This is a genomic window from Acinetobacter nosocomialis, assembly GCF_041021905.1.
Lineage (GTDB): Bacteria > Pseudomonadota > Gammaproteobacteria > Pseudomonadales > Moraxellaceae > Acinetobacter > Acinetobacter nosocomialis.
Window position 1 is genome coordinate 870289 of the sequence record NZ_CP157432.1, and the last position, 25886, is coordinate 896174.

28 protein-coding genes, 4 tRNA genes and 1 riboswitch are annotated in these 25886 nt (G+C 39.1%); of the genes, 12 read left to right on the top strand and 20 right to left on the bottom strand.

The features are described from left to right. Positions 1-48: 48 nt before the first annotated feature. The 5 genes from rluB to ABLC00_RS04120 all read right to left on the bottom strand — a co-directional run bounded on the left by rluB (position 49) and on the right by ABLC00_RS04120 (position 3990). The gene (gene rluB / locus ABLC00_RS04100; protein ID WP_004710314.1) at positions 49-972 is read right to left on the bottom strand and encodes a 23S rRNA pseudouridine(2605) synthase RluB; all 924 of its coding nucleotides are present in this window, start codon (positions 970-972) and stop codon (positions 49-51) included. Between the two features lie 41 nt (positions 973-1013). After that, complete coding sequence (gene scpB / locus ABLC00_RS04105; protein ID WP_002050325.1) at positions 1014-1607, bottom strand: SMC-Scp complex subunit ScpB; 594 nt, start codon at positions 1605-1607, stop codon at positions 1014-1016. Next, complete coding sequence (locus ABLC00_RS04110) at positions 1604-2395, bottom strand: ScpA family protein (protein WP_006581110.1); 792 nt, start codon at positions 2393-2395, stop codon at positions 1604-1606. Before ABLC00_RS04110 ends, scpB begins: the two co-directional genes overlap by 4 nt. 225 nt (positions 2396-2620) lie before the next feature. After that, complete coding sequence (locus ABLC00_RS04115; protein ID WP_002050309.1) at positions 2621-3238, bottom strand: L-threonylcarbamoyladenylate synthase; 618 nt, start codon at positions 3236-3238, stop codon at positions 2621-2623. 89 nt (positions 3239-3327) lie between these two features. Further along, positions 3328-3990 carry an elongation factor P hydroxylase gene (locus tag ABLC00_RS04120; RefSeq protein ID WP_033846743.1) on the bottom strand — a complete coding sequence of 221 codons (663 nt, stop codon included), beginning with the start codon at positions 3988-3990 and terminating at the stop codon, positions 3328-3330. A 96-nt stretch (positions 3991-4086) separates the two neighbouring features. On the opposite strand from ABLC00_RS04120, the gene ABLC00_RS04125 reads away from it, so the two are divergent. The 6 genes from ABLC00_RS04125 to lysM all read left to right on the top strand — a co-directional run bounded on the left by ABLC00_RS04125 (position 4087) and on the right by lysM (position 7760). Next, on the top strand, positions 4087-4647 hold the full coding sequence (locus ABLC00_RS04125) for a DUF177 domain-containing protein (RefSeq protein WP_002050389.1): 561 nt from the start codon (positions 4087-4089) through the stop codon (positions 4645-4647). Positions 4648-4721: 74 nt separating this feature from the next. Beyond that, positions 4722-4907, top strand: a complete 186-nt coding sequence (rpmF, locus tag ABLC00_RS04130; RefSeq protein ID WP_000290730.1) for a 50S ribosomal protein L32 — start codon at positions 4722-4724, stop codon at positions 4905-4907. A gap of 152 nt (positions 4908-5059) precedes the next feature. Further along, entirely contained in the window at positions 5060-6046 is a 987-nt protein-coding gene (gene fabD / locus ABLC00_RS04135; RefSeq protein WP_001274818.1) for an ACP S-malonyltransferase, read from the top strand. Beyond that, complete coding sequence (gene fabG, locus ABLC00_RS04140) at positions 6043-6777, top strand: 3-oxoacyl-ACP reductase FabG (protein WP_033846744.1); 735 nt, start codon at positions 6043-6045, stop codon at positions 6775-6777. The genes fabD and fabG overlap by 4 nt, the downstream gene beginning before the upstream one ends. Before the next feature lie 84 nt (positions 6778-6861). Then, positions 6862-7098: an acyl carrier protein gene (gene acpP, locus ABLC00_RS04145; protein ID WP_001279871.1), complete on the top strand. Its 237-nt coding sequence runs from the start codon at positions 6862-6864 to the stop codon at positions 7096-7098. Between the two features lie 188 nt (positions 7099-7286). Further along, positions 7287-7760, top strand: a complete 474-nt coding sequence (lysM, locus tag ABLC00_RS04150; protein WP_002050305.1) for a peptidoglycan-binding protein LysM — start codon at positions 7287-7289, stop codon at positions 7758-7760. 45 nt (positions 7761-7805) lie between these two features. Here lysM and ABLC00_RS04155 read toward each other — a convergent pair whose 3' ends face one another. Further along, positions 7806-8573, bottom strand: coding sequence for a hydroxymethylpyrimidine/phosphomethylpyrimidine kinase (locus ABLC00_RS04155; protein ID WP_044423277.1), 768 nt, complete (start codon positions 8571-8573; stop codon positions 7806-7808). Positions 8574-8670: 97 nt separating this feature from the next. Between ABLC00_RS04155 and ABLC00_RS04160 the strand changes: the two genes are divergently transcribed. Beyond that, positions 8671-9345, top strand: a complete 675-nt coding sequence (locus ABLC00_RS04160; RefSeq protein ID WP_017398083.1) for an HAD-IA family hydrolase — start codon at positions 8671-8673, stop codon at positions 9343-9345. Between the two features lie 63 nt (positions 9346-9408). Here ABLC00_RS04160 and ribB read toward each other — a convergent pair whose 3' ends face one another. Beyond that, the gene (ribB, locus tag ABLC00_RS04165) at positions 9409-10068 is read right to left on the bottom strand and encodes a 3,4-dihydroxy-2-butanone-4-phosphate synthase (RefSeq protein WP_004710300.1); all 660 of its coding nucleotides are present in this window, start codon (positions 10066-10068) and stop codon (positions 9409-9411) included. 90 nt (positions 10069-10158) lie between these two features. Beyond that, a riboswitch (FMN riboswitch) is annotated at positions 10159-10309 on the bottom strand. Between the two features lie 276 nt (positions 10310-10585). On the opposite strand from ribB, the gene ABLC00_RS04170 reads away from it, so the two are divergent. From ABLC00_RS04170 to ABLC00_RS04180, 3 genes are all read left to right on the top strand, one after another. Then, positions 10586-11718, top strand: a protein-coding gene (locus ABLC00_RS04170; protein ID WP_225367773.1) for an IS3 family transposase whose coding sequence is annotated in 2 segments (ribosomal slippage) — positions 10586-10838 and positions 10838-11718 — 1134 coding nt in all. Because the reading frame shifts where the segments join, the coding sequence is not laid out codon by codon here. Positions 11719-11765: 47 nt separating this feature from the next. Beyond that, positions 11766-13553: a DUF2157 domain-containing protein gene (locus ABLC00_RS04175; RefSeq protein WP_348941244.1), complete on the top strand. Its 1788-nt coding sequence runs from the start codon at positions 11766-11768 to the stop codon at positions 13551-13553. Beyond that, entirely contained in the window at positions 13553-14113 is a 561-nt protein-coding gene (locus ABLC00_RS04180; RefSeq protein WP_033846747.1) for a GDYXXLXY domain-containing protein, read from the top strand. The genes ABLC00_RS04175 and ABLC00_RS04180 overlap by 1 nt, the downstream gene beginning before the upstream one ends. Before the next feature lie 52 nt (positions 14114-14165). Here ABLC00_RS04180 and panD read toward each other — a convergent pair whose 3' ends face one another. From panD to ABLC00_RS04235, 11 genes are all read right to left on the bottom strand, one after another. Further along, positions 14166-14546 (bottom strand): aspartate 1-decarboxylase, encoded by a 381-nt coding sequence (panD, locus tag ABLC00_RS04185; protein ID WP_000952664.1) that lies wholly within the window; start codon positions 14544-14546, stop codon positions 14166-14168. A 130-nt stretch (positions 14547-14676) separates the two neighbouring features. Beyond that, on the bottom strand, positions 14677-15258 hold the full coding sequence (pth, locus tag ABLC00_RS04190) for an aminoacyl-tRNA hydrolase (RefSeq protein ID WP_002050315.1): 582 nt from the start codon (positions 15256-15258) through the stop codon (positions 14677-14679). 20 nt (positions 15259-15278) lie between these two features. Continuing rightward, the gene (rplY, locus tag ABLC00_RS04195; protein ID WP_002050375.1) at positions 15279-15575 is read right to left on the bottom strand and encodes a 50S ribosomal protein L25; all 297 of its coding nucleotides are present in this window, start codon (positions 15573-15575) and stop codon (positions 15279-15281) included. A gap of 98 nt (positions 15576-15673) precedes the next feature. Further along, positions 15674-16624 carry a ribose-phosphate pyrophosphokinase gene (locus ABLC00_RS04200; RefSeq protein ID WP_002050293.1) on the bottom strand — a complete coding sequence of 317 codons (951 nt, stop codon included), beginning with the start codon at positions 16622-16624 and terminating at the stop codon, positions 15674-15676. A 36-nt stretch (positions 16625-16660) separates the two neighbouring features. After that, positions 16661-16735, bottom strand: a tRNA-Gln gene (locus tag ABLC00_RS04205). Between the two features lie 92 nt (positions 16736-16827). Then, positions 16828-16902 (bottom strand) — tRNA-Gln (locus ABLC00_RS04210). Positions 16903-16922: 20 nt separating this feature from the next. Continuing rightward, positions 16923-16997, bottom strand: a tRNA-Gln gene (locus ABLC00_RS04215). Positions 16998-17023: 26 nt separating this feature from the next. Further along, positions 17024-17098, bottom strand: a tRNA-Gln gene (locus ABLC00_RS04220). Further along, the gene (gene ispE / locus ABLC00_RS04225; RefSeq protein ID WP_033846748.1) at positions 17097-17930 is read right to left on the bottom strand and encodes a 4-(cytidine 5'-diphospho)-2-C-methyl-D-erythritol kinase; all 834 of its coding nucleotides are present in this window, start codon (positions 17928-17930) and stop codon (positions 17097-17099) included. Before ispE ends, ABLC00_RS04220 begins: the two co-directional genes overlap by 2 nt. 18 nt (positions 17931-17948) lie before the next feature. Next, positions 17949-18527, bottom strand: a complete 579-nt coding sequence (lolB, locus tag ABLC00_RS04230) for a lipoprotein insertase outer membrane protein LolB (RefSeq protein ID WP_002050400.1) — start codon at positions 18525-18527, stop codon at positions 17949-17951. Positions 18528-18531: 4 nt separating this feature from the next. Continuing rightward, positions 18532-20241 (bottom strand): tetratricopeptide repeat protein, encoded by a 1710-nt coding sequence (locus ABLC00_RS04235; protein WP_004888494.1) that lies wholly within the window; start codon positions 20239-20241, stop codon positions 18532-18534. 88 nt (positions 20242-20329) lie between these two features. Here ABLC00_RS04235 and hemA point away from each other — a divergent pair, with 88 nt between their 5' ends. Further along, entirely contained in the window at positions 20330-21613 is a 1284-nt protein-coding gene (hemA, locus tag ABLC00_RS04240) for a glutamyl-tRNA reductase (RefSeq protein ID WP_002050406.1), read from the top strand. Here hemA and ABLC00_RS04245 read toward each other — a convergent pair. Together ABLC00_RS04245 and ABLC00_RS04250 are read right to left on the bottom strand one after the other, a co-directional pair. Beyond that, positions 21610-23475, bottom strand: a complete 1866-nt coding sequence (locus tag ABLC00_RS04245) for a DNA primase (RefSeq protein WP_002050427.1) — start codon at positions 23473-23475, stop codon at positions 21610-21612. The genes hemA and ABLC00_RS04245 overlap by 4 nt on opposite strands. A gap of 158 nt (positions 23476-23633) precedes the next feature. Further along, complete coding sequence (locus ABLC00_RS04250; protein ID WP_002050442.1) at positions 23634-24755, bottom strand: outer membrane protein assembly factor BamD; 1122 nt, start codon at positions 24753-24755, stop codon at positions 23634-23636. Positions 24756-24826: 71 nt separating this feature from the next. Between ABLC00_RS04250 and rluD the strand changes: the two genes are divergently transcribed. After that, positions 24827-25879 carry a 23S rRNA pseudouridine(1911/1915/1917) synthase RluD gene (rluD, locus tag ABLC00_RS04255; protein WP_002050385.1) on the top strand — a complete coding sequence of 351 codons (1053 nt, stop codon included), beginning with the start codon at positions 24827-24829 and terminating at the stop codon, positions 25877-25879. Positions 25880-25886: the final 7 nt, after the last annotated feature.

Below are 25886 nucleotides of genomic sequence, written 5' to 3' on the forward strand. Positions count from 1 at the left end.
TAAAAAACCGCTCTAAAGTGAGCGGTTTTTTTGATTTAAAAATTTTACTTAGAACTTTTTAAATCCACGGTTAAAACCAGTCGATTTACGCTGATTACCTGTGTTAGCTGGTGCTTCTTTTTCATCATCACGACGTTGTTGACGTAAATAACCACCACGACGTGCTGCCATTGGTTTTTCGGTCATACGATCAGTACGACGTTTTGCCATACCAAATAAACCTGTACCTTGACGTGGTTTCAACTCAACAGATTTAGCTAAGTTGTCGATATCAGTTTTATCGAGTTCCATCCAACGACCAGTACGTAATTCGCGTGGTAAAATAACAGTACCGTAGCGAGTACGTAATAAGCGGCTTACTTTAAGACCTTGCGATTCGAAAATACGGCGAACCTCACGGTTACGGCCTTCTTTCACTACAACTTGATACCAGCGGTTAATACCTTCACCACCAATTTCAGAGAAAGATTCGAACTTGGCTGGGCCATCTTCAAGCTCTACACCATTGACCATGTTTTGGCGTAATTGTGGTGTTACTTCACCCATTACACGTACAGCGTATTCACGTTCAATTTCATTAGATGGATGCATTAAGCGGTTAGCAAGCTCACCATCGTTTGTAAATAGTAATAAACCTGTACTGTTAATATCCAGACGACCTACCATTACCCAACGGTCATTTGCAATTTGTGGCAAATGATCAAATACAGTTGGGCGTTTTTCTGGGTCATTACGTGAACAGATCTCACCCTCTGGTTTATAATAAATCAGTACACGACGACGAATTTCATCTTCGATCTGGAACTGAACTTTACGGCCATCAATGCGTAATTCATCGCCTGGTTCAATGCGCTCACCCACTTGGGCAACGCGGCCGTTTACACTCACGCGTCCTGCGGCAATAACCTCTTCCATATATCGGCGAGAACCTAATCCGATTCGCGCTAATACTTTTTGCAATTTTTCACTCATGACAGCACAACCTTAGACATAATGATCAACAGTCCACCTCTTTATGATTTCGGTGCATTCGCATCGAGAGCCATAAATGCTTCCTTGGCGTTCTGTAGGGGAGGCAATTGGCCTAAAGAGGCTAGACCAAAAGCATTCAGAAATTGAGGCGTTGTAATTAGCAACGCAGGTCTTCCGGGTAAATCTCTAAAACCGGCTTCTTTAATCCAGTTCCAGTCAAATAGCGTTCTGAGAATCTGACTATTATTAGATACACCACGAATTTGTTCAATATCAGCACGCGTGACTGGTTGATGATACGCAATGACAGCCAAGGTTTCTAGTAAAGATGGCGACAGTTTTGTTGGTCGCTCTGGCCAAATCTGCGCAATAATATTGCGATATTTGGATCTTACCTGAAAACGAAAGCCTTGCGCGGTTTCAATCAACTCAATAGAGCGGCCATGTTGTAAGAGGGCAAGTTGTTGTAAAAGCTGACGAAGCTGTTGTTTGTTATATTGATTATTAAAAGCTTCTTTTAAACGAGCAATCGAAACAGGTGCTTCACTGGCAAAAATAATCGCTTCAAGTTGCAATAAAACTTCGTGATGAATGTCAGCTAATGACAAATCATTATTATTTTGTTCAAAACTCATGCCGCAGACCCTTGAATAGCCAATGGAGCTTCAATACCTGTAGCAATAATTTTAATCTTTTGTTGTCGGGTCAATTCTAAAACAGCCATAAAAGTTACAACCATTCCCATACGGCCTTGTTGGGGATTAAGTAATTCTTTAAAACTTAACACGTCGCCTGACTCTAATTTCTCTTCAATATAAGCAATACGTTCTTCTAACAGTACAGGCTCTTGCGCAATTGTGTGTGTTACGGGTTCAGGACGATTAAATACGCAAAACAAAGCGTCATGTAATGCTGAAACATCATAACCTTCATAAACAGGCGCGATATGACCTAAGCTTACATTGGCACTAAATGTATCACGGTCAAGAACTGGCATTTGACCTAAACGCTCAGCAGCTTGTTTAATACGTAAATAAGTTTCAAGTCGATCAATAAGATCCTGTTTAGGATCTTTTTCGATACTCACTACTGTAGGTTTAGGTAAGAGTAAGCGAGATTTCAAATCAGCCAATAGAGCAGCCATCACCATATAGTCGGCAGTCAACTCAATATTTAAGGATTTCATGCTATCCATATAAGCTAAATATTGAGTTGCAATAGGTGCAATATCGAGCTGAATTAAATCAAAACCGTTTTTCTGAATCAGATAAATTAAAAAGTCGAGTGGTCCTTCAAACTGTTCGAGTAAAATCTCAAAAGCAGCCGGAGGAATATAAAGATCTTCAGGAATTGTGTCGTGCCACTCATCTAAAACACGGATGTGTGGAACGTCTTCCATGGATTGATGAAGTGATTGGTTCATTACGATTATAAGCCACGCGAATTTTCAAAAGCATGAGACTTGTTTTCAAGTCAATAAGAGCTGTAGCAGAAGAACAGCAGATAGTGAAAAACATTCTAAAGGAATTGTGGCTTTTAATAAATTGCTTAACGACTAAAGTGTAAAAAAAATCCAAACTAAATAAAGAGTATTTTTTTTCTTGATAATACTTTTTTTTTAACTATTGGTAAAAAGGAGAATAAGTGCTTATTCGAAAGCACTTACATCTCCAGCACCGTGACGTATAATTTCCGGATGTTCACCCGATAAATCAACAATACTAGTTGTTGTTAAAGTACCAAAACCACCATCGATAAAGACATCAATACGTTTAGACAACTGACTTTCAATATCGTAAGGATCATCAAGTGGGTCTTCTTGTCCAGGTAAAATTAATGTACTTGTAAGTAAAGGCTCACCAAGTTCTTTTAATAAAGCCTGACAAATCGGGTTACTTGGAATGCGTAAACCAATCGTTTTCTTTTTAGGATGCATTAACCTGCGTGGAACTTCACTTGTTGCAGGTAAAATGAAAGTCGTAATGGCAGGTGTATTTGCTTTTAATAACCGATACGTCGCATTATCAACTTTTGCATAAGTCGCGATATCTGATAAATCACAACACATAATTGCGTATTGATGCTTAGGGCCTAAATCACGAATCTGGGCAATACGTTCCATCGCATTTTTATTACCAATCTGACATCCGATTGCATAGGCAGCATCTGTCGGGTAGACCACAACATCGCCTGCACGAATACGCTCAACCGCTTGATCAATGAGGCGTTGCTGTGGATTTTCAGGATGTACATGTAAATGCAGCATATTTTAGAGACTCCATCACGCCAGTATTAAAAATAGTATTAGACTTTTCAAACTTCGGAAGCAAGTAACTTACGTAGTTTTTTTGTCATTTAATCAAGGAGTTCACGTTTAAATTCATCTAATTGTAACGCTGTACCTGCTCGTGTACATTGGCAAATACATTCAATGAATCTTGCTGCATCAACAGGTAGTTTAGCTTCACCAGAAAAGTAACGTTGGACTTGGGTATAAACATTATCTTTAAACTTTTTGCCATCTCCGCCATCACCTGTTAGGTTATCTAGAGATACTCTAAATTTTCTGCCAAACGATTGGGCAAATAACCATTCAATGGCTTGAGGTTTGATTTCTACTTGTTCAAATAAATCCTGCTGTTCTTTAGTTCGGCCATCTGGCGCATACCAATAACCTAAATCGGGCAACAGACGTCGTTTTGCACCTGCAATTGTCCAATGGCTAATTTCATGCAAAGCGCTATTGAAAAAACCATGAGCAAATTGGATTTTAGCTGGCTCATGTTCATTTGCTGGGAAATATTCTGGTTCAAATTCTCCACGAACTAATGTCACATTATGGTGGGAAAACCAGTGATTAAAGTGTAAAATAAGCCAATCAACTTGCTCAGACTCTAATTTTGAGCTTGGCCATGGTGAGAGTTGCACCACGTCAGGTAAAAGAGTGTTTTGGTGAGTTGAATGGGTGCAAACGAGTAATGAAGTGTTAACTTCAGGTTGCGGCTGCAACAGGTGCATTGCTTAATTTACCCCGAGTTCTGTCTAAAGAAGTACAAAATTGTATCTTAATCTTTGACAGAGTACCGATGAATTTGTAGAATTGCCGCCTTAATTATGTCAGCAAATACCTTTCCGGCACAGATTGAGCCGTTTAAATGGGCTGAACAAGGCTTTACATGGTCAGGTCAACTGCCATTGTCTCGTCTTGCACGTATTGCTCGTGAAGCTGTTGGATCAATTGATAACCAATTGATCAACATAGACTGTAAGCTATCAATGGATGCCTATCATCGCATTGTGTGGTTAGATGGTCACATGGAAACAAAAGTTCCAATGGAGTGCCAACGTTGTTTGGAACCTGTTGAAATGCCAATTGTTTCTGACTTTCATATTGCACTTGTAGATGATGAGTCACTGATAGAGCGCTTGGATGAGGATGCTGATTTCATCGTTTTAGGTGAAAGTGAGTCTTCGACAAAAGGTGATTTTGATACACCTGCTTCGATCAACTTACTCGCATTACTAGAAGATGAACTGTTATTGTTGATGCCTTTATCTCCCAAGCATGATGCTTGTGAACATAAACATCAACCTACCATTCAGAACGTTGTCGAAGAGAAACGGGATAACCCGTTTGATGTTTTGGCAGGTTTGAAGGGTAAACTTAACTCATAATTTGTGTTATGATTATGAGATAAGACAACTGAATTTGTTCTGATCCATTTTTTCGATCTTTGTAAGGAGCCATCATGGCCGTTCAGCAAAACCGTAAAAGTCGCTCTCGCCGTGACATGCGCCGTTCACATGACGCTTTAACCGAGAATGCATTAACAGTAGACCAAGCAACTGGTGAAACTCATCGTCGTCACCACGTGACTAAAGACGGTTTCTACCGTGGTCGCCAATTATTCGCTAAAGCAGCTGATGCTGAATAATTGCATGATATGCATTAAGCGTGATGCTTAAGTATAGAAAAAATGGGAGCGAAAGCTCCCTTTTTTTGTTGTTTTTCGCAATTATAAATATACAAATTAAATGTTAAATTTCCGCTCCAGAGAAATGAGTGAAAACCCAAAAAGGATTTCTTATGTCTGCTAAACGTCTTGAACAAGTAGCTTTAGCCACAAAAACTGCATTTGTGTTTCCAGGTCAAGGTTCACAAAAAGTTGGTATGCTCGCTGAACTCGCAGAACAGTTTAGTGGAGTTGGGCAAACTTTTGCCGAAGCTTCAGACGCGCTAGGATTTGATCTTTGGCACATTGCACAAAGTGGTGAAGGTTTAGACCAAACAGAAAATACCCAACCTGTATTATTAACTGCCAGTATTGCTTTATGGCGTTTATGGTTAGATTTAGGTGGTTTAGCCCCTAAATACCTTGCAGGTCACTCTTTAGGTGAATACAGCGCTTTAGTTGCAGCAGGTTCAATGAGTTTGGCGGATGCAGTTAAATTAGTTAATTTGCGTGGAAAACTCATGCAAAATGCTGTTCCTCAAGGGGAAGGCGCTATGGCTGCTATTCTTGGTTTAGCTGATGATAAAGTAGTTGAATTGTGCCAGAGCGTGAGTGCATCAGGTCAAGGTTCAGTTGAAGCAGCAAACTATAATTCACAAGGTCAAGTTGTGATTGCTGGTAGTACTGCATCTGTACAGCAAGTTATGGCACTTGCAAAAGAACAATCTGCTAAAGCAATTGCTTTACCGGTTTCTGTTCCATCGCATTGTTCATTGATGAAGCCGGCAGCAGAAAAATTTGCAGAAGCTTTGGAACAAACTGCCATTGAGCTACCTACCATTCCTGTAATACAAAATGTCAACGCGGGAATTGCTACCGATGTTGCTCAATTACGTCAGGCTTTAACAGCACAATTGTACCAGTCTGTACAATGGACTCGTACCATGCAGTCTCTTCAAGACCAAGGTATTCAGTACATTGTTGAGTGTGGCCCAGGTACAGTATTGAGTAATCTCGCAAAGCGTTTACCAAATATTGAAAAAGCTTTTTCTATTGATAGTAAGAGCAAAATGGAAGATGCCCTAAATGCTGTTTTAGTGGCAGAAGGAAAAATTGCATGACACAAGAACGCAAAGTTGCATTAGTAACGGGCGCGAGTCGGGGCATTGGCGCTGCAATTGCCCAGCAACTTATTCAAGACGGTTATTTTGTCGTAGGTACTGCGACTTCTGAATCTGGTGCACAAAAGCTAACTGATAGCTTTGGTGAACAAGGTGCAGGTTTGGCTCTCGATGTGCGTAATCTCGATGAGATTGAAGCAGTCGTGTCTCATATTGAACAGAACTATGGTCCTGTACTTGTTCTCGTTAACAATGCAGGTATTACGAAAGACAATTTGTTGCTTCGTATGTCTGAAGATGATTGGGATGACATCCTCAATATCCACCTTAAAGCCGTTTATCGTTTATCTAAACGCGTCCTTAAGGGTATGACGAAAGCACGTTTTGGTCGCATTATTAATATCAGTTCTGTTGTAGCTCACTTTGCAAACCCAGGCCAAGCGAACTATTCTGCTGCTAAAGCAGGTATTGAAGCATTTAGCCGTAGTCTTGCAAAAGAGATGGGTAGCCGCCAAATCACTGTAAACAGTGTGGCACCAGGTTTTATTGCAACAGAAATGACAGATGTACTTAGTGAAGACATTCGCAAAAAAATGAGTGATCAAGTGGCTTTAAATCGCTTAGGCGAGCCACAAGATATCGCAAATGCGGTGAGTTTCCTTGCAAGTGATAAAGCAGGTTACATTACCGGTACGGTATTACATGTAAATGGTGGTTTATACATGGCCTAACGCCGATGTATAAACTTTTAAAAATTTTTATATTCAATTAAACTAGTGGCAAATCAAACGCCACAAGCAATGAGGAGAATTCCTGTGAGCGATATCGAACAACGCGTTAAACAAGCGGTTGCAGAACAACTTGGTCTTAAAGCTGAAGAGATTAAAAACGAAGCATCTTTCATGGATGACTTGGGTGCTGACTCTTTAGATTTAGTTGAACTTGTTATGTCTTTCGAAAATGACTTCGACATCACTATCCCTGATGAAGATTCAAACGAAATCACTACAGTTCAATCTGCAATTGACTATGTAACTAAAAAACTTGGTTAATTCGCATATTGCTGATTAAAAAGAAGGCCACCGTAAGGTGGCTTTTTTTATTTGAGTAAAATAATTGAGAGAGATACATATTTTTACAAGATCAACCTCAATTGATAGCAGAGGTGTCTCTTTTTTCAAGTATAACAATAAGGGTCAGTTTAATGACTTTACTATAAACAATAAGATGAGGACTAAAAATGGGTCTTTTTGATTTTGTAAAAGGTATTGGTAAGAAAAATACCGCACCAGCAGAACCACAACCAGCTCCAGCAACGCCAGCAGAACCTTCTGCACAAGAAGTAGCGAATAAATTATTGGGATTGATTAAAAGTTTAGGCCTCGGGGTGGAAGGCTTATCTGTAACATATAATGGTTCAACTGATACTGCGACTATTAATGGTCAAGTACAAAGCCAAGCGGATAAAGAAAAGATTATTCTTATTGTTGGTAACGTCGATCATGTTGCACATGTAGATGACCAGATGACCGTTGCTACGCCTGAACCGGAAAGCAAATTTTATACGGTAAAATCTGGTGATAATCTTTCAAAAATTGCGAAAGAGTTTTATGGTGATGCCAACCAGTATCCGAAAATCTTTGAAGCAAATAAACCAATGCTCAAAGATCCGGATGAGATTTTCCCTGGGCAAGTTTTACGTATTCCACAGTAATTGGAATAAATAAAAAGGCGCTTTAAGCGCCTTTTTATTTGGTTGTTAAAATCGTTTTGGAATCTTTTGTCCATTAGGTACAGGTGTTTCGGCATTTTTTAAAACACCAAATAACCATGTTTCTGCATGCTGTACTGCAATTTTTAGAGAATCACCTAAAGCTAAGCGACCTGCAATAAAACTTGCTAATGAACACCCTGAGCCATGATATTCACCTTCAAGGCGAGGGCAAGTACTACTCGCTGTAAGTTCACCATCAATATATAAACTATTTTTAATGAAGTTAGGGGTATCTTCATGTCCCCCCTTTACTAATACAGCTTTAGCACCCATTTCAAAGAGCTTATGAGTCGCTTCTTCTAAGTCATCAATACCTGTTAATGCACGTAATTCAACTGTATTTGGGGTAATAAGTGTCGCTAGGGGAATCAGCTCAACAAATGCTTTAACTAAAGTTGCCTGATCTCCTAAAGAACCACCGCTATTAGCAACTAATACTGGGTCTAATACATACTGATAGTCAGGATGGGCACGTAAAAATTCGGCTAGAGCCGCAATATTATCTGTTGTGCCAAGCATACCCGACTTAACACATTTAATCGGTAAATCGCCTACAACAGCATTTGCTTGGGCTAATAATAGTTCTTTTGAGGTTGCTTCAAAGCCAAATACTTGTTGTGAGTTTTGAATGGTAAGAGCTGTACACGCAATTGCTGCATGGGCACCACTTTGTCCAATCGCTTCAATATCGGCTTGTAAACCTGCACCACCTGAAGGGTCTAAACCCGAGAAACAAACTACGGTTGGACGCACGGTTATTTCCTTTTCAATTTAAATTTACGTTAGTATAAGAGAGTTTAATTAAACTCTCGACCAATTGAATTAAATACTTTACTGGGTTAGTGATTGAATGGCTATAAAACATATTTTGATTGATTTAGATGGAACCTTAACAGACCCTAAAGTTGGCATCCATACATCAATTCGTTATGCAATGGAGAAGCTTGGTTATCCTTTAGCTGCCGATTTAAATATTGATTGGACAATTGGACCGCCATTAAAAGCATCATTAGCAAAATTATTAGCTACCCAAGATGATGCTCTAGCTGAGCAAGCTTTACTTGCTTACCGTGAGCGTTTTTCGGTGATTGGCTTATTTGAAAATGAAGTATATCCATCTGTTGCAGAAACCCTTAAAGCTTTAAAAGCAGAAGGATATCGTTTGTTCGTTGCTACTGCTAAACCAACGATTTATGCAAAACGAATTTTAGACCATTTTGAATTAAGCCAGTATTTTGTACATATTTATGGCAGTGAATTAACGGGTGAGCGGACCAATAAAGCTGAGCTTATCCATTATATTCTTGAACGTGAGCAATTAAATCCAGAAGAGTGTTTAATGGTGGGTGATCGTCAATATGATATTTTAGGTGCTCGCCACAATGGTATTGAGGCGGTAGCTGTGACTTATGGTTATGGAACAGCAGAGGAACTTGCTCAAGCACAGCCAAAAGCAATGATTAATCAATTCTCTGAACTTTTGGTCTATGTTGAAGAACTGGCAGCACAAAAGAAAGTTTCTTAAATATAAGTAAGTTTTAATTTATAGGTTTGGCTCTGATCTGATCTAAAGCCAAACCTTTTTTATTTAAATACCGTGTTGTTGACGGTATTGAACAAGTTCTTCAATTGTAATCACTGTTAAGTGATGAGTTTGTGCATAAGCCAAAACTTGAATGCCGGATGCCATAGTGCCATCCGGATTAGTTAATTCACATAACACACCAGCAGGTTTTAGACCGGCTAATCTTGCTAAATCAATTGTTCCCTCAGTATGACCACGTCGAGTGAGCACGCCGCCATTACGTGCACGTAATGGGAAAACGTGACCAGGACGATTTAAGTCACTTGCAACAGCACCATCTTTAATAGCAGTTTTAATCGTTGTTACACGGTCTTTTGCAGAAACACCAGTAGTAACGCCTTGAGCAGCTTCAATGGTTACTGTAAAAGCAGTATGAAACTGACTTGAGTTTTGAGAAACCATTGGTGGAAGATCTAAATGATCTGCTAATTCTTCTGTCAGGCATAAACATACAATACCTGAGCCATCACGAATCATACGTGCCATGGTCTCAACAGTTAGGGTTTCGGCTGCAACAATTAAATCTGCTTCATTTTCACGATCAAAGTCATCCATCACCAATACAGGTTTACCTTGACGGATATCTTCTAATGCTTGTTGAATGCGCTGTTCTGCAGGAGAGAGGGCTGAGAAAAAAAGTTCTGGTTGAATTAAGCTAGACATAATGAAACGCTCTCGTAAAAATACGGTTGAACATTTCAGGACTGATGTAAAAACAGGCTGGCACTGAAATAAAACGGATTTATCCCAGTTCGTCGTCTTCTTTCATCCGGACTATACCGTCGGCTTTGGAGTTTCACCAAATCTGCTCAAATTAAATAATTTAAGCTCGTGGGCTTGTTAATTTATATATGAAAATTAACTTTACCACCGGTGGGGAATTACACCCCGCCCTGAAGCGATGAGTTTTATTATAGCGCGCTTGGCAAAATTGGCTAGATGCTTTTGTAGAATGCTAAGTCTCATTATGAATAAGCATTTTCATAAAATGAAATAGGTTTTTTAACAAGCGCTTACTTGTTGGCTTTAAAAGGGAATGCTATGTTTTTTTATAGAAAATTATAAATAAAACAGGTGTTTCATGCAGATAAGAGAGGTGGATCAGGAAATTTGAACAACACTTATAAGTGATATTTTGCTCCCCAAATGATGTTATAAACATCAATATATGGAGTATTTTATGGCACGTAGACCAAGAAGAAATCATTCAAATGATTTTAAAGCTAAGGTAGCACTTGCTGCGATTAAAGCAGAAAAAACACTTGCTGAATTGAGTGCTGAATTTGATGTTCATCAAAACCAAATTATCGACTGGAAAAATCAACTGATTTCAGCTTCCTCGCAAGCTTTCGATCAATCAAAAGCTCCAACAGAACCACCCATCGATCTAAAAAAACTACATGCAAAAATCGGTGAGCAGGCATTAGAAATTGATTTTTTAGAAGGTGTGTTGAAGAAACTGGGCCGCTTCAACCACAAAAGTTAATCGATGACTCACTTCAGATTTCAGTATCTAAGCAAGCTCAGCTGCTGAAAGTCTCCCGTGGTTGTTATTACTATCGCCCAAAACCTGTGAGTGCATCAGATCTGAAGCTGATGCGCTGTATGGATGAGTTACATATGCAATACCCTTTTGCAGGTAGCCGTATGATGCGTGATTTGTTGAATCGTCAAGGACATCATATAGGACGACGTCATACACGTACTTTAATGAAGAAAATGGGCATTAATGCGTTATATTGCAAACCAAATTTAAGCCAGGCTAATCAAGCTCACCGCAAATATCCATATCTGCTCAAAGGATTGGCTATTCAGCGCAGTAATCAAGTGTGGTCTACGGATATAACGTATATCCCTATGGCAAAAGGCTTTGTTTATTTATGTGCTGTGATTGATTGGCATAGCCGCAAGGTACTTGCGCATAGAGTATCGATTAGTATGGAGGTTACATTTTGCATAGAAACATTAAATGAAGCTATTGAAAAATATGGTCGACCTGAAATATTTAATACAGACCAAGGCAGTCAGTTTACCAGTGATGCATTTATTGATGTATTGAAATCAAATGACATCCAAATCAGCATGGATGGTAAAGGTCGATGGGTTGATAATGTGATGGTTGAACGATTATGGCGGAGCGTTAAATATGAAGAGGTGTATCTCAAAGCCTACAGCAATGTTTTGGATGCGAAGAAGCAATTAAACGCATATTTTGAATTTTATAATTTGAAACGACCTCATTCGAGTCTGGACAAAATGACTCCAGATGAGTTTTACTATGACCAGCTACCACAACAAAATAAGGTAGCTTAACTAGAGCAGAGTATCACTTATAAATAAGCTTTTAGTTGTTCAAACATGTGGGACCACCTCTAAGAGACTATTACCCATTTAGGAATACTTTATTTATTCAGCATCTCCATATTTTCAGTTATGTATTTATGGCGCTCAGTATTCTTTATTTAATTGCTGCTAATTGGTTGATGCTTCCTGATAGCATTCAACTCATTATTCCACCTGTTATATTGCTTATCACAGCTTGGGTGAGCATAAACGATACCTTAAGCGAGGGAATACGGCAGACTTTACATGGTACTTGCGGCTTAATGATCGGTTTGAGTTTGGCTGTAATTGGGCAAGTTTATCAAACTGGTGCAGACAGTTATTTACTTTTCTTGATTTGGACTTTGCTTTTATTGCCGTGGCTATATCGACCAAATATTGGAATCTTTGCTTTAATTTGTATTACAAGCCAACTCGCCCTATTTTTATTTTTTAAACAGACTTTCTGGGCAGAAAAGTTTCCTTATCTTTATCTCTTTGCTCTAAATTTATTAAGTCTTGTACAGTTCTGGATCTGTCAAAAGAAATATATAGCCTTACGTTTTGTTTTTATTGCTTGGTTTGCTGTCATTTCAATAACGGGGATGATTCAATTCTTATCAAGTGAAAATTTACCTTATCTGATATCGGCGTTCTTACTAGGAATTATTGCTTTTTATTATTTCTTCAAAAAGAATGATCAGCTATGTGCCAGTTTAATGGCTGCTATTCTTGGCGTGACAGCTACAATATGGCTTGTAGATGGTATTAATCATCTATTTAAAGATTCTAATGAATTCATCTTTTTATTGATCGCGGGCATTATTTTCATTTGGTTTGCACTCATTAGTTATTTCTTAATAAGAATTTTTCGCCAAAGCCGTTTTTATATCATTCCTTTAGCAATTGGTGCTTGGCTTGCTGGCTTAGCACTTGCAGCATTTACTTTAGTGTTTTGGGAAACTATTTCCTTAGTTATTGGAATCATCTTTGTTGCTGTAGCTATAACTTTACTAACAAAATCGCAAAGCTATTTCATTCGGCAATTTGCATATTGTTTATTTGTGAGTGGACAGACTGCTTTTTTATTTCATCTTGGTTCTGAAACAAATCAAATTTTATGGGTATTGATTGCCCAGATTTTTATTCTATGCGTCAGTTATTTTCTTAAGCCTCATTGGTTCTTTGTTTTAATTCAAATGCTCGCAACTTATGGCATAGCATTTATCTACATACTGCAACTAGACTATTCATTGTGGTCGGTACATTCTACTCAAACTTATTTCAATTTAACTTTAATTAACTATTTGATTTTTAGCTTGATACTACTGATAGGAAGTAAAGCGGTTATATCGTATGAGCGGAGTATTTTTTTATGTTTACTTAGTGTCATTTTTGTGAGCTCATTCTTTGACAATTTTATGGGGCTCGCGTTGATTGATTCTGCTGATCAGCCATTATGGTTTATCTATATTTTTCCAAGTCTATGGTTATTGTGCTTTAGCCTTTTCTATTTATATAGGCAGCTTCAAGCTCTCACTTTCGTTGCTTTTTTAATTTTTGGCATAGCACTTATTGCACTCGGCTATTTTGATGTATTCATTCTATTTGTAATTTTGACATGGGCTTTAAAAAATCAAGATCGCATTGTTTATGGTGTTACGCTCATAGTATTTACCTTTGTGCTTTGGCAACTTTATTACAGTTTACAATTAAGTTTTTTAGCTAAAAGTGCATCAATCTTGGTGTCAGGAATTATATTGTTGGCTTTATATGGATTGCTTCTGAAGGAAGCTAAAAGCAATTTTATTGAGGGGGAAAAGTAATGAAAAAGTATTTCTCCCTTATGCTTGCAGTAGCCACTGTATTATTTTTTGTAGGTTTGGTTGCGAAAAATGAATGGCACCTGCATCAGAGTAAAAGTATTTTTATTAAGCTTAAGCCGGTTGACCCTCGCTCTATTTTACAGGGGGACTATATGGCGCTCGCATATGAATTAAATTTACAATCTCTCAAAGCGCTTTCGGGAAGTGAAAGTGAGGCTTTAGATCAAGTGATTTTTAATCATGCTTCTGTTCCAGCAAAAGTTATTTTAGATTCACAAAATCGAGTAGTTCGTACCATTTTAGATACTCACAATTCATTTGCTGGGCAGCGTTTAATTTTAAAAAATCCTGAAAATCGTTTACAGGCTTTATATCCAGCTTCTCGAAGCTTCTTATTTGCCGAAGGTCTAGCTCAATGCTATGAGAAAGCAAAGTATGCTGAATTTAAGGTAAATACAAAAGGAGAGGTGATTTTATTTGATTTACGTGGAGAAGAGCTACAGCCTTTAAACTGTAAGCAACAGCACAGTTGGTGGAAGGGGACTGCTAGAAGTTTATAAAGGCGTATAAAAAAGCCCGTATTTACGGGCTTTTTTACTTTTAAATCTTTAATTAGGCAACTTGCACAGGAATGCAGTTCGCTGTGTGGTTGACTGTATTGTCTGGGTTTGCATATACCAAACGTGGTTTGTGAGCATTTGCTTCAGCTTCGGTGAAATCACCAAAAGTAGCAATAATTACAAGATCGCCAACATCTGCTTGGTGAGCAGCACCACCATTTACTGAAATAATGCCAGAGTTATCTTCACCACGAATCGCGTAAGTTGTGAAGCGCTTGCCATTAGTTACGTTCCAAACGTGGATTTCTTCGTATTCACGAATACCAGCTAAATCCATTAATACGCCATCAATTGCACAAGAACCTTCATAGTGAAGTTCAGCATGGGTTACAACTGCACGGTGAATTTTGCATTTTAATAAACGAGATAGCATGGCTAGCGTCTCCTGAGTAGACCTAAGAAGATCTTATAGTGAAATCTTTTGCCTTTGCCGTTCTGGCAATGTGGCTGATGCGCATTTTGCTCCTAAAAAAGCAAGATAGCAAGCTTGATTGTTCAACAATTTAAGCTGGTTTATACGCATTAATTTGGTTCATGGCCTGTGATACTTGTCCTTGAACAAGTAACTTCACTTTAGAAAGAGCGTGATCAATTGCTCCATCCATCAGGCTTTGTTCACTACTTGGCGCTTTTCCGAGTACATGCCCAGAAACTCTTTCTTTTGAACCTGGATGTCCAATACCAATTCGTAAACGATGAAAATTTGGACCAATATGTGGGACAATATCACGTAAACCGTTATGACCGCCGTGCCCACCGCCTGTTTTAAGACGAATTACACCAGGGTTCATATCAAGTTCATCATGAGCAATCAAAATTGCTTCAGGAGCAATTTGATAGAACTTTGAGAAAGGAACAACACTTTGTCCGGAACGATTCATATAAGTCGTTGGGAGAAGTAAACGAACATCGTGCCCTTCTATATTACCACGACCACTAATTCCGTGAAATTTTGGATCATTTTTTAATGTAATGCCATATTTATCTGCAAGCTGTTCAACGAACCAAAAACCTGCATTATGGCGGGTTTGGGCATATTCTGAACCAGGATTGCCCAAACCAACAATTAGCGAAATATTTGACACTAATTTACGCCTTTAAACACTTACGCGCGTTTGAAGTCAGCGTGCATAGGAGTGTTTTTAGATGGGTGACGTTGTAACGCTTGGATTTTAACGTTTTCAACTTTATCGCCCACTTTGATTTCTACAACTTCTTCAAAGAAAGCATTGCTTTCTAAAGCTTTTACAAGCTCACGAAGTTCTAAAGTAACACTTACAGGTTCAGCGTTACCACCGTAGATGATAGCTGGAACTAAAGATTCGCGACGAAGGCGGCGGCTCGCACCTTTCCCTTGTTTGTCTTCAGCACGCGCTTGAGCGTTGAATACGAAGTTTGCCATGAGATAAATCCTCATTAAAGATTAAATAAACTAAACTTGCGACCAGTTTAGTGATAGAAAACCCCAGCCAAGGCCAGGGTTAAGAAAAAGCTGCAATATTATAAACTATCGAACATCGCGCTGATAGACTCTTCGTTATTAATACGACGAATCGTTTCAGCAACCATGCTAGCAACAGAAACTTGACGGATTTTGCCCAAGTTCAATGCTTCTTCAGAAAGAGGAATTGTGTCAGTTACGACTAACTCATCAATTACTGAGTTACGTAAGTTCTCAATTGCTTTACCTGAAAGTACAGGGTGAGTTGCATATGCAACAACACGACGTGCACCGAATTGCTTAAGTGCATCAGCTGCTTTACACAATGTACCAGCAGTATCAACCATGTCATCTACAATAACGCAATCACGATCTTTTACATCACCAATCAAATGCATAACTTGCGATTCGTTGGCTTTTTGACGACGTTTGTCGATAATTGCTAAATCGATGTCACCCATCTGTTTGGCAACAGCACGAGCACGTACTACACCACCAACGTCAGGAGAAACCACCATAAGGTTATCATGTTGTTGTTGACGTAAGTCAGCAAGCAAAGCAGGAGTACCGTAGATGTTGTCGACTGGAATATCGAAGAAACCTTGGATTTGGTCAGCATGTAAGTCAATCATTACGACACGATCAATACCAACAGTGGTAAGCATGTCTGCAACAACTTTAGCTGTAATCGGCACACGTGCAGAACGTGGACGACGGTCTTGGCGAGCATAACCAAAATAAGGAATAACAGCGGTAATACGACCAGCACTTGCACGACGCAAAGCATCTGCCATAACCAAGATTTCCATAAGGTTATCATTGGTAGGCGCACAAGTAGGCTGAACGATAAATACGTCTTTACCACGAACATTTTCAGTAATTTCTACTGAAATTTCTCCATCAGAAAAGTGACCGACTGATGCAGCACCTAGAGGGATATGTAAGTGACTTACGACTTTTTGAGCGAACTGTGGATGAGCATTTCCACTAAAAACGACAAGATTGGGCATGAAGCACCCTTGGCGGTTGGTATGTAATGAAATAGATGGCAGGGGCGGCTGGATTCGAACCAACGGATGGCGAGATCAAAACCCGCTGCCTTACCACTTGGCGACGCCCCTAATGCGGCAGAACTTTAATATTTTTGCAATGCAATGTCAAGAATAATCAACAAAAAGCAAGGCAATTAAGTCTGTCTTTAAAATAAGAAGAATGGCAGGGGCGGCTGGATTCGAACCAACGGATGGCGAGATCAAAACCCGCTGCCTTACCACTTGGCGACGCCCCTAAATTCGATGATATATATGATGGCAGGGGCGGCTGGATTCGAACCAACGGATGGCGAGATCAAAACCCGCTGCCTTACCACTTGGCGACGCCCCTAATATAATCATCATTACAGGTGAAATTGGCAGGGGCGGCTGGATTCGAACCAACGGATGGCGAGATCAAAACCCGCTGCCTTACCACTTGGCGACGCCCCTAACTTGCAACTTTAAAATGATGTAAAGGAGATTCTTTTAAACTATGTACCAAGTAAGCTTTACATGGTGCATGTTTAAGAATGTCATCAACATTCATTTCATCGGTTACTTCAGTAAAAACACAAGCACCTGTACCTGTAAGCTTTGCATGACCAAATTGATCAAGATATTGCATTGCTTCTTCAACTTCAGGGTATAACTTTCTAGCCAAAGGCTCAAAGTTATTTCCAAAATTAGAAGGTTCTAACTGATAGGCGCAAAATTTAGTGGTCTTAGTGTCTCTTGTCAATGTTTTTTGTGAAAAAAGCAATTGAGTGCTGATAAAACAATCAGGTTTTAAAATAATGAACTGTTTTTGATCTAAGTCTATGAATGTTAAATGTTCACCAATACCTTCAGCCCATGCATTTTTACCATAAATAAAAATAGGAACGTCGGCACCAAGTTTTAAACCATAGTCAGCAAGCTCTGTCTGAGTTAGGCCACATTGCCATAACTGATTTAAAACAATGAGCGTTGTGGCGGCATTCGAAGAACCTCCGCCTAGACCTGCACCCATTGGAATATTTTTTTCAATGTTAATGTGTAGGCCACACAATTTTTTTGCATGCGGTTTTAATATTTGAGCAGCCCGATAAATCAGATTTTGCTCAAGTTGAACCTCCCCTAAACCTTCAATCTGGATTTCATCTTTCTCAATAGGGGAAAAAGTCATCCAGTCATATAAATCAATGAGTTGAAAAATGGTTTGTAATTCATGGTAACCATTTTCACGACGTCCCGTTATATGTAAAAACAGGTTGAGCTTGGCTGGAGAAGGAACTCGAATCATAGATTTATATAGTTAGACTTAACGGTTTTGGATAACCATTGTAATACGGTTTTCTTTATCTTCAGCAAGCGCCTGCTTTAAAACCAGTTTATTTGGTAAAGTTTGTTCACCATCATAACTAAAATTAACCGTCCAACCATCTTCGATGAGTTGGCTCACACGGTTTGCATTATCTTTGCTAATTTGGGCATTTAAAGTTGCAGGTTTCGCTAAAATCCAGCTGGTTAAATGAGTAATGGGTGCTTGCCAACCAGTAGCACGCTCTAAAAGCTCTTCAGGAGATGCTGCTGTAATAACGCCAGTTTTAGCGCTGTTTAGAGTGACTTCACCCGGTTTTCCTTGAATTTGTGTTTTTCCAACACCTAAAATTCCACTTAACTCGATATCAAAATTATCTTGCTGTTGAACCCATGTGAAAAAAGCACTACCACTTTGTTGGGGAGTACGTACTCCAATTTTACCTTGCAAATTGAAGTGTTTTTCATCTTGTACTTGGTGGGTAACTGCGGGTTTAGGCTGAGTAAAATGCTGACAACCGGTTAAAAATAATACACTTGATCCACAGATCGCTGTGCACAGTTGGGCAAGTTTGCTCATAAATTTAACTCTTTTTTACAGATGTAGGTAAAATTAACGCATCAAGCTGATGCAATTGTGGATCATTCGCGTGCTTTTGTTTCAGTTGTTGTAACACGGTACTAAATTGAGTTAACGATCCTTGCATATACAATGCTTTAGCGTAACGAATGCCAATATTTATGTTATGGCTGAGTTCATATGCTTTGCCTAAAGCTTCCGCTGCTGCTTCATAATCATTTTGTAAGAATGCAATATAGCCCAGCGTATCAAGAATTGAGGCTTGCTCAGGTGCATATTCCAATGCCTGTTCAGCATATTGTCGTGCTTCTTTTAATCTACGGTTTTGTAAAGCCAACGTATACGCATAAGCATTTAGATAAGTCGGGCTATTCGGTTCTAACTGTAATAATTGCTTCAGTGTTTTATCTAGTTTGTCGCGGTCGGTATAAGGGTCTAATAATAAAACTTCTGCATAGATGAGTTCTGGATCATCTGGTAAGTTTTTGATCGCTTCATCTAATAAATTTAATGCAGCTTTTTTATTACCCATCTTCTTTAAAATTTCAGCTTGAGCTTGATAGAGAAAGCTTGCATGCTGCGGATAATTGACTCGCTCTTGAGTTAAAAAACGTAATGCATCATGTAAATTTTCTTGCTTATCATAAATCGCAATAAGATTACGTCTGGAAACAATGTAAAGGCTACCATCTACTAAACGGTAATAGGCTTTAGCAGTCTCATAGTGCTGTTTTCGTTCAGCATTGATTGCTAAGTAGTAATACGCTTCATTTTGATACTTTGCAGAGTTGCGTAAATCAACCAAATATTGTTCAGCTTTATCATATTGCTTTAGGTCAATACTGGTTAAGCCTGCAATAAATAATGCTTCTTCAGCACGAGGATTGCTCTCAATAATTTTTTCTAATTTTTCAAGAGCAAGCTGGGGCTGATTAATCTGAATGAGATATCGTACTTCAGCTAATCGAATATCTAGATTTTTCTTATATTTACGGCTGGATTTTGCATACCATTTTAAAGCACCTTCTTGATCACTTAGGGCAATCAACAGGTTGGCTTTCATCAAGATAAAACTGGTTACTTTAGGACGACGGCGTAGAGCACGATTAATGGTGTTTAGTGCTGGTTCTAATTGGCCATTTTGTGCTTCCAGATTAGCGATAAGCGCTAAAATAGAAGGATTTTCCTTTTCTGCACTTGAACGTAAAGCGGTTAATAAAACTTCTCGGTCTTGTGCATTTTCGGGTGCAATACTTGCCAAAATTTGTTCAAGATCGGCAGTTGGATCTATTTTTAAAATTTTATCCAAAGTTTCAGCAGCAAGCTGATATTCATGTGTCTTTAATGCAATATGCGATAAATAAAACAAAGCAGGGACGTCTTTAGGCTCTTGAACGACCCAATGTGTTGCGATATTCAGTGCAGCTTGTAAGTCGTTGTATTCAAGTGCAACATCTAAGGCACGCTGTTTAATGGTTGTTGAGTTGCTTCTAATTGCAAGTACGGTGTAATTATGCAGTGCCGTAGGAATATCGTCATAAGCTAAGGCAAATTCAGCGACCATACTCTGTTGTAGAGCCTGATCAAATGAATGCACGGCATAGGTCTCTTGCAACGGACGTGCATAGACATATGAGGACATGCTACCTAACAATAAGAATGTGGTAGAATACTGTCTTATCGAAGCACCGTTAAAATTAATACGGCTATTCATTTGACGCAATTTTTATTGATCCAAAGTAATGCTTTTTATGACACCGATGTTGCACAATAGCATAAATTTAGCGAAATGATGATCTGATATGTCTTTCTTTGCATTGGGTGTCAACCATCAAACAGCTTCTGTAGAACTCCGCGAGCAAATTGCTTTCAATGCAGAGCGATTAAGTAATTTGCTTGCCGAGCAACGCCATCATGAGTCTTTAAAAGACTTAGTGGTTGTCTCAACCTGTAACCGTACAGAAGTCTACGCCATGGCGGAAGATGCCGAAAGCCTTCTGAAATGGTTAGCCGATGCCAATAATATTGATGTAAAGCAGTTAATTCATCATGTTTATCGTTACGAGAATGCTCAAGCGATCACACATTTAATGCGTGTTGCAAGTGGTTTAGATTCCTTAATGTTAGGTGAACCACAAATTTTAGGGCAGGTAAAAAATGCTCTAGCATTGTCTAAAGAAGCGCAGACGGTTTCTCCTGAGTTAAACAGTGTATTTGAATACGCTTTTTATGCAGCAAAACGTGTGCGTACAGAAACAGCTGTAGGTAGTCATGCAGTTTCAATGGGTTATGCTGTTGCACAATTAGCCTTACAAGTCTTTAGTAAACCTGAAAAACTCACTGTTATGGTGGTTGCAGCAGGTGAAATGAATAGTCTGGTGGCCAAGCACTTAGCGGAAATGGGTGTTGCCAAGATTATTATCTGTAATCGTAGCCGTGAACGTGCTGACCTGCTAGCTCAAGAAATTGCCCATCAAGTTGAAGTTGAGATTATTGATTTTTCAGCTTTATCAGAAAATTTATACCGTGCAGATGTTGTTTCAAGTTGCACAGGTAGTTTGCATCAAGTTATTGCGTATGCAGATGTTAAAACGGCATTAAAAAAGCGCCGTTATCAACAAATGTTAATGGTTGATTTAGCTGTACCGCGCGATATTGACCCTAAAGTGGAATCACTTGATGGCGTATATCTATACGGAGTTGATGACTTACAAAGTGTAATTGATGAAAACCTAGCCCAACGCCGTCAAGCAGCTGTTGAAGCTGAGGTGATGGTGAATCAATTAGCCACCCAACTGATTACACATCAAAAAGTCAAAGAAGCAGGCAGTACAATCCATGCTTATCGCCACCATAGTGAAGAAATTAGTCAGCAAGAACTTGCTCATGCTTTAGATGCATTGCACCATGGCGGCAATCCAGAGCAAGTACTCAAAGAATTTGCTCACCGCTTAACACAAAAGTTAATGCATCCAACGTCTATGTTGTTACGTGAAGCTGCTAAAGCAGAAAGTCCTGATTATTTCGAGTGGCTCCAACAGCATCTACAGGATGTATTTGATCATGAGCGAAAACCGAAACGTTAAGACAATAATCTTAAGCTAATTTGTTTGGTGAGTTCATTGAGTTGTTGTCTTAGGTTTCTTGACTCAACTAAAGAAATTTTAGATTTTAGCTTTTGACGTAAATATCTTTCTTGTAAGCCTAAGGCATATTCTTTAGCGAGTTTATCTGCTACTTCTGGTGCTTGAGTTAATGCCTGAATATTAGTTCTTTGCATAATATCTGCAATTTCATGGCAATAACTGCTACACGCACCTAACACATAATATGTCGCTAACTCTTGGTCATCAGGCAATTCATCAAATATACGATTTAGAATTGCTAATATTTTAGCCAATAATTCATCTTGTGGAATATAAGCCCGTAATCCTTCAAAATGAATATAAAGAAACGGATGGTGCATCAAAATTGCGACAGCAAAGTCTTCATCTTTTGTCTGTATATTAAAAGATAACGATGCATCATGACTAATTTGTGGGGTAAAGCGCTTACCTAACCCTAACTTTTCACGGAAAGATTGGGTTAATAGATAACGGAAAGATCCCTGTTTGGGTAATAACTCGGTAAGTTCTCTTAGTTCGCCCATGACAAGACTTTTGCCCTCAGGCGTACTAATGTCATGTTGGCCAGTAAGATGGGCAAAAACAAAGTCAGAGAGCAGGGGCGCTTGCTGTAAAAGTCTTTGGAAGTTTTCGAGGCCTTCACGTCGAATTAATGAGTCTGGATCGTGATCATTTGGTAATACAAAGAACTTAAGCTCACGTCCATCATTTAGAAGTGGTAACGCAATTTCTAAAGTTCGACGTGCTGCTTTTTGACCTGCTATATCGCCGTCAAAGGCAATTGTAATTCGATTATTTTGTTTAAATAAAATATTAAGGTGTTCTGTATTACTTGCCGTTCCTAAAGTCGCGACAGCGCCTGTAATACCATATTGCTGTAAAGCAATAACATCCATATATCCTTCAACCATTAACCAGTCGTTAGACTTTAATTTTCTACCTTCATATAAACCATAAAGTAATTGGTTTTTATGGAAAACTTCTGAGTCTGGTGAGTTGATGTATTTAGGTTTAATTTCGTCATTGAGTGCACGACCACCAAAACCAACTACACGACCCTTCGGGTCTCGAATTGGAAAAATGACACGATCACGTAAAAGGTCAAAGTCACGACCACTATCGCTTGAACGGATGAGGCCAAGTTGCTTTAAGCCCTCAATATCATAAGGAAAAGCTTTTTCTAGATGCTGCCAGTCTTCTGGTGCATAACCTAAACGCCAGAACTGAATAGTCTGGTCACTTAAACCACGTTGCTTAAAGTAATTTTTGGCTTTTTGACTAGTCGGTAATTGATGCTCATAAAACTGGGCAACATTTTCTAGAAGGTCGTATAAATTACCTTCTTGTACAGGTTCCTCAAAATTAAATGGCTGTTCGAACTGGGCAAAAGGATCATCAAAATACACTGGTTCAAGTGTATTGTACTGATCATCTACAGGTGCTTGAGTACTGGGTTCAACAACTGTTTTTGCTGGAACTGGTGGTTTGGTAACCTGGCGTGTATAAGACAGTTTTTTATTATCGGTATTATCTTTGGGTAATTCGACACCTGCATTGCTCGATAACTCTTTCATTACATCGATAAAGTTTCGGTTATCAATATCCATTAGGAAACGGATGGCATTGCCGTTTGCTTGGCAACCGAAGCAATGATAGTACTGTTTATCGCGATAAACATGGAAAGAAGGGGTTTTCTCTTGATGAAAAGGGCAACAACCAGAATATGTTCGTCCGGTCTTTTTCAATTTCACACGTTGACCAATCAGATCGACAATATCTGTCCGATCTAGAATCTGATCAATCGTATGCTGTGGAATTGCCATAATTCAGATAACCGTGTTTAAACTAATGATGCGATAGGTCAGATTATTCTGACATGATGAAACGAGATATGCCCGATAAATATTTTACTATTTTATAAAAACAAACAGGCAAGTCATATCACTTGCCTGTTTGTTGGTTATTTTTAAGCTGTTATGACTTATTGAGCAGCGTCGTCCGGTTCAGTTGAAGATGCTGCAGGTGCAGTGGTTGCACCTTCTGCTGCTTTTTCAGGCTTATCAAGTAAACCGAAGCTTAAACGGTTAGTCCAGCTACGTTCAGTTTTTGGAGTCTCAACCGGTGCTTTTGTTGTTTCTTGAGTTTCTTCTTTGCCAGAATTACCCATTAAACCAAAGCTTACACGGTTCAGTAGACTACGTTTAGGTTCTGTTTCAGTAGTCGTAGTATCAGGTGTTGTAGACTTAGATTCACGGCCGAGAATACCCAAGGTAGCACGGTTAATCCAGTTGCCTTCTTTACGGGCAGCACGCATGTTTACTGTGCCATTTTTATTAACAAGGCTAGGATAATTAAGCTTTAAAACTTCAATGTATTGTTGTGAAGTTGCTTTGTCACCCAACTGGTCATAGCTATATGCCAAAGTTGCTAATGCTTCTGGTATTTGAGGTGTTTGTGGATAGTGTTCAATAACCCATTGTGAACGCTCAGCTGCTGCAACCCATGCTTTACGTTTAACGTTAAAGCGTGCAGCATTCATTTCGCTTTCAGCAAGCTCTTGACCAATAAATTTCATACGTTGTGCTGCATCGACAGAATATTGGCTGCTTGGGAAGCGGCGAATCAGATCAACAAAGTTTTGATAAGCAACTTTTAAATAACTGATGTCACGGTGTGATTGTTGCAAAGATGTGTAGCGCAATAAACTGTCATAGTTCAGCTCCATGTTAGATACGCCACGTACATAGTAGGCATAATCTACATTTGGATGCTGAGGATTTAAACGAATAAAGCGTTCAGCTAGAGCAATCGCCCCTTCATAATCTTTTTGTTTAAATTTTGAATAGAGAAGTTCGAGTTGTGCTTGTTGCGCGTATTGTCCAGTTGGATAATAGGTGTCAATCGCTTCTAAAGATTTAGTAGCTTCAAGATATTGACCACGATCAAGAGATTTTTGGGCCTTTTCAAAATATGCTTGTTCACTAGATTGCGGGCCAGTATCGACCACTTCTTTTTTACTTGGATTGCTGCTACAGCCCACAAATGCAGACGCTACACCTAGAGATAAGGCAAGCATCGTAATTTTATAACGTGGTAGCGACATAAAAACTCCTCTGTTATGTTGGGCAATGAGCTACAATTGCGCTATTAAACCACTTTTATCTCAATGATCAAATGACTTCAGCACAATCTTCAAACACAAACTTCTCTGAAACCGACTTCAATTTACTTGAAGATTCTGAGGATGCAGATAACCATACTTCTGATACAACTGCAACACGTTTATCGTTGCAAGTTCAGTTAGATGAAAGCTACTTAGGGCAACGTATCGACCAAGTTGCAGCCATGGTGTGGAGTGAGTTTTCGCGTGAAAAGCTCAAGCAATGGTTGAAGGATGGCCATCTGTTGGTGAATGGTAACATTGTTAAACCTAAGCATCGTTGTGAAGGGACAGAGCTACTTACGCTCGAAGTTGAGCTTGAAGCTCAGACGACGAGTCAACCTGAAAACATTCCACTTAATATTGTTTATGAAGATGATGATATTTTAGTCATTAATAAACCAGTAGGGATGGTTGTACATCCAGGAGCAGGTAATACCTCTGGAACTTTAGTGAATGCCTTGCTTTATCATTTTCCAAAATTGGCAGAACTTTCTCGTGCTGGTTTAGTACATCGTATTGATAAAGACACCAGTGGACTATTAGTTGTTGCTAAAACACTAGAAGCGCAATTTTCTTTAAGTAAACAATTGGCAAATAAGTCGGTTTATCGTGTATATGACTTAGTTGTTTATGGAAATATTATTGCTGGTGGTACGATTGATGAGCCAATTAAACGTCACCCAGTTGACCGTGTGAAAATGGCGATTTTACCGGGTGGGCGTGATGCAGTGACGCATTACAACGTAAAAGAGCGTTTTAAAGATTTTACTCGTGTGCAAGCTCGTCTTGAAACAGGCCGAACTCATCAGATTCGTGTGCATTTTAGTTATATTGGTTACGGTTTGATTGGTGATCAGGTTTATATGAACCGTGTACGTGTACCTGCTGGTGCATCTGAATTACTCATTGAAACTTTACGTGGTTTCAAACGTCAAGCATTGCATGCAGCTAAGTTGGGTTTAAAACATCCGCGTACTGGTGAAGAAATGTTATTTGAAGCACCTTGGCCTGAAGATTTTACTCAGTTGGTTAATGTGCTACGTTCAGAAAACGCTGCATATTAAGGACATG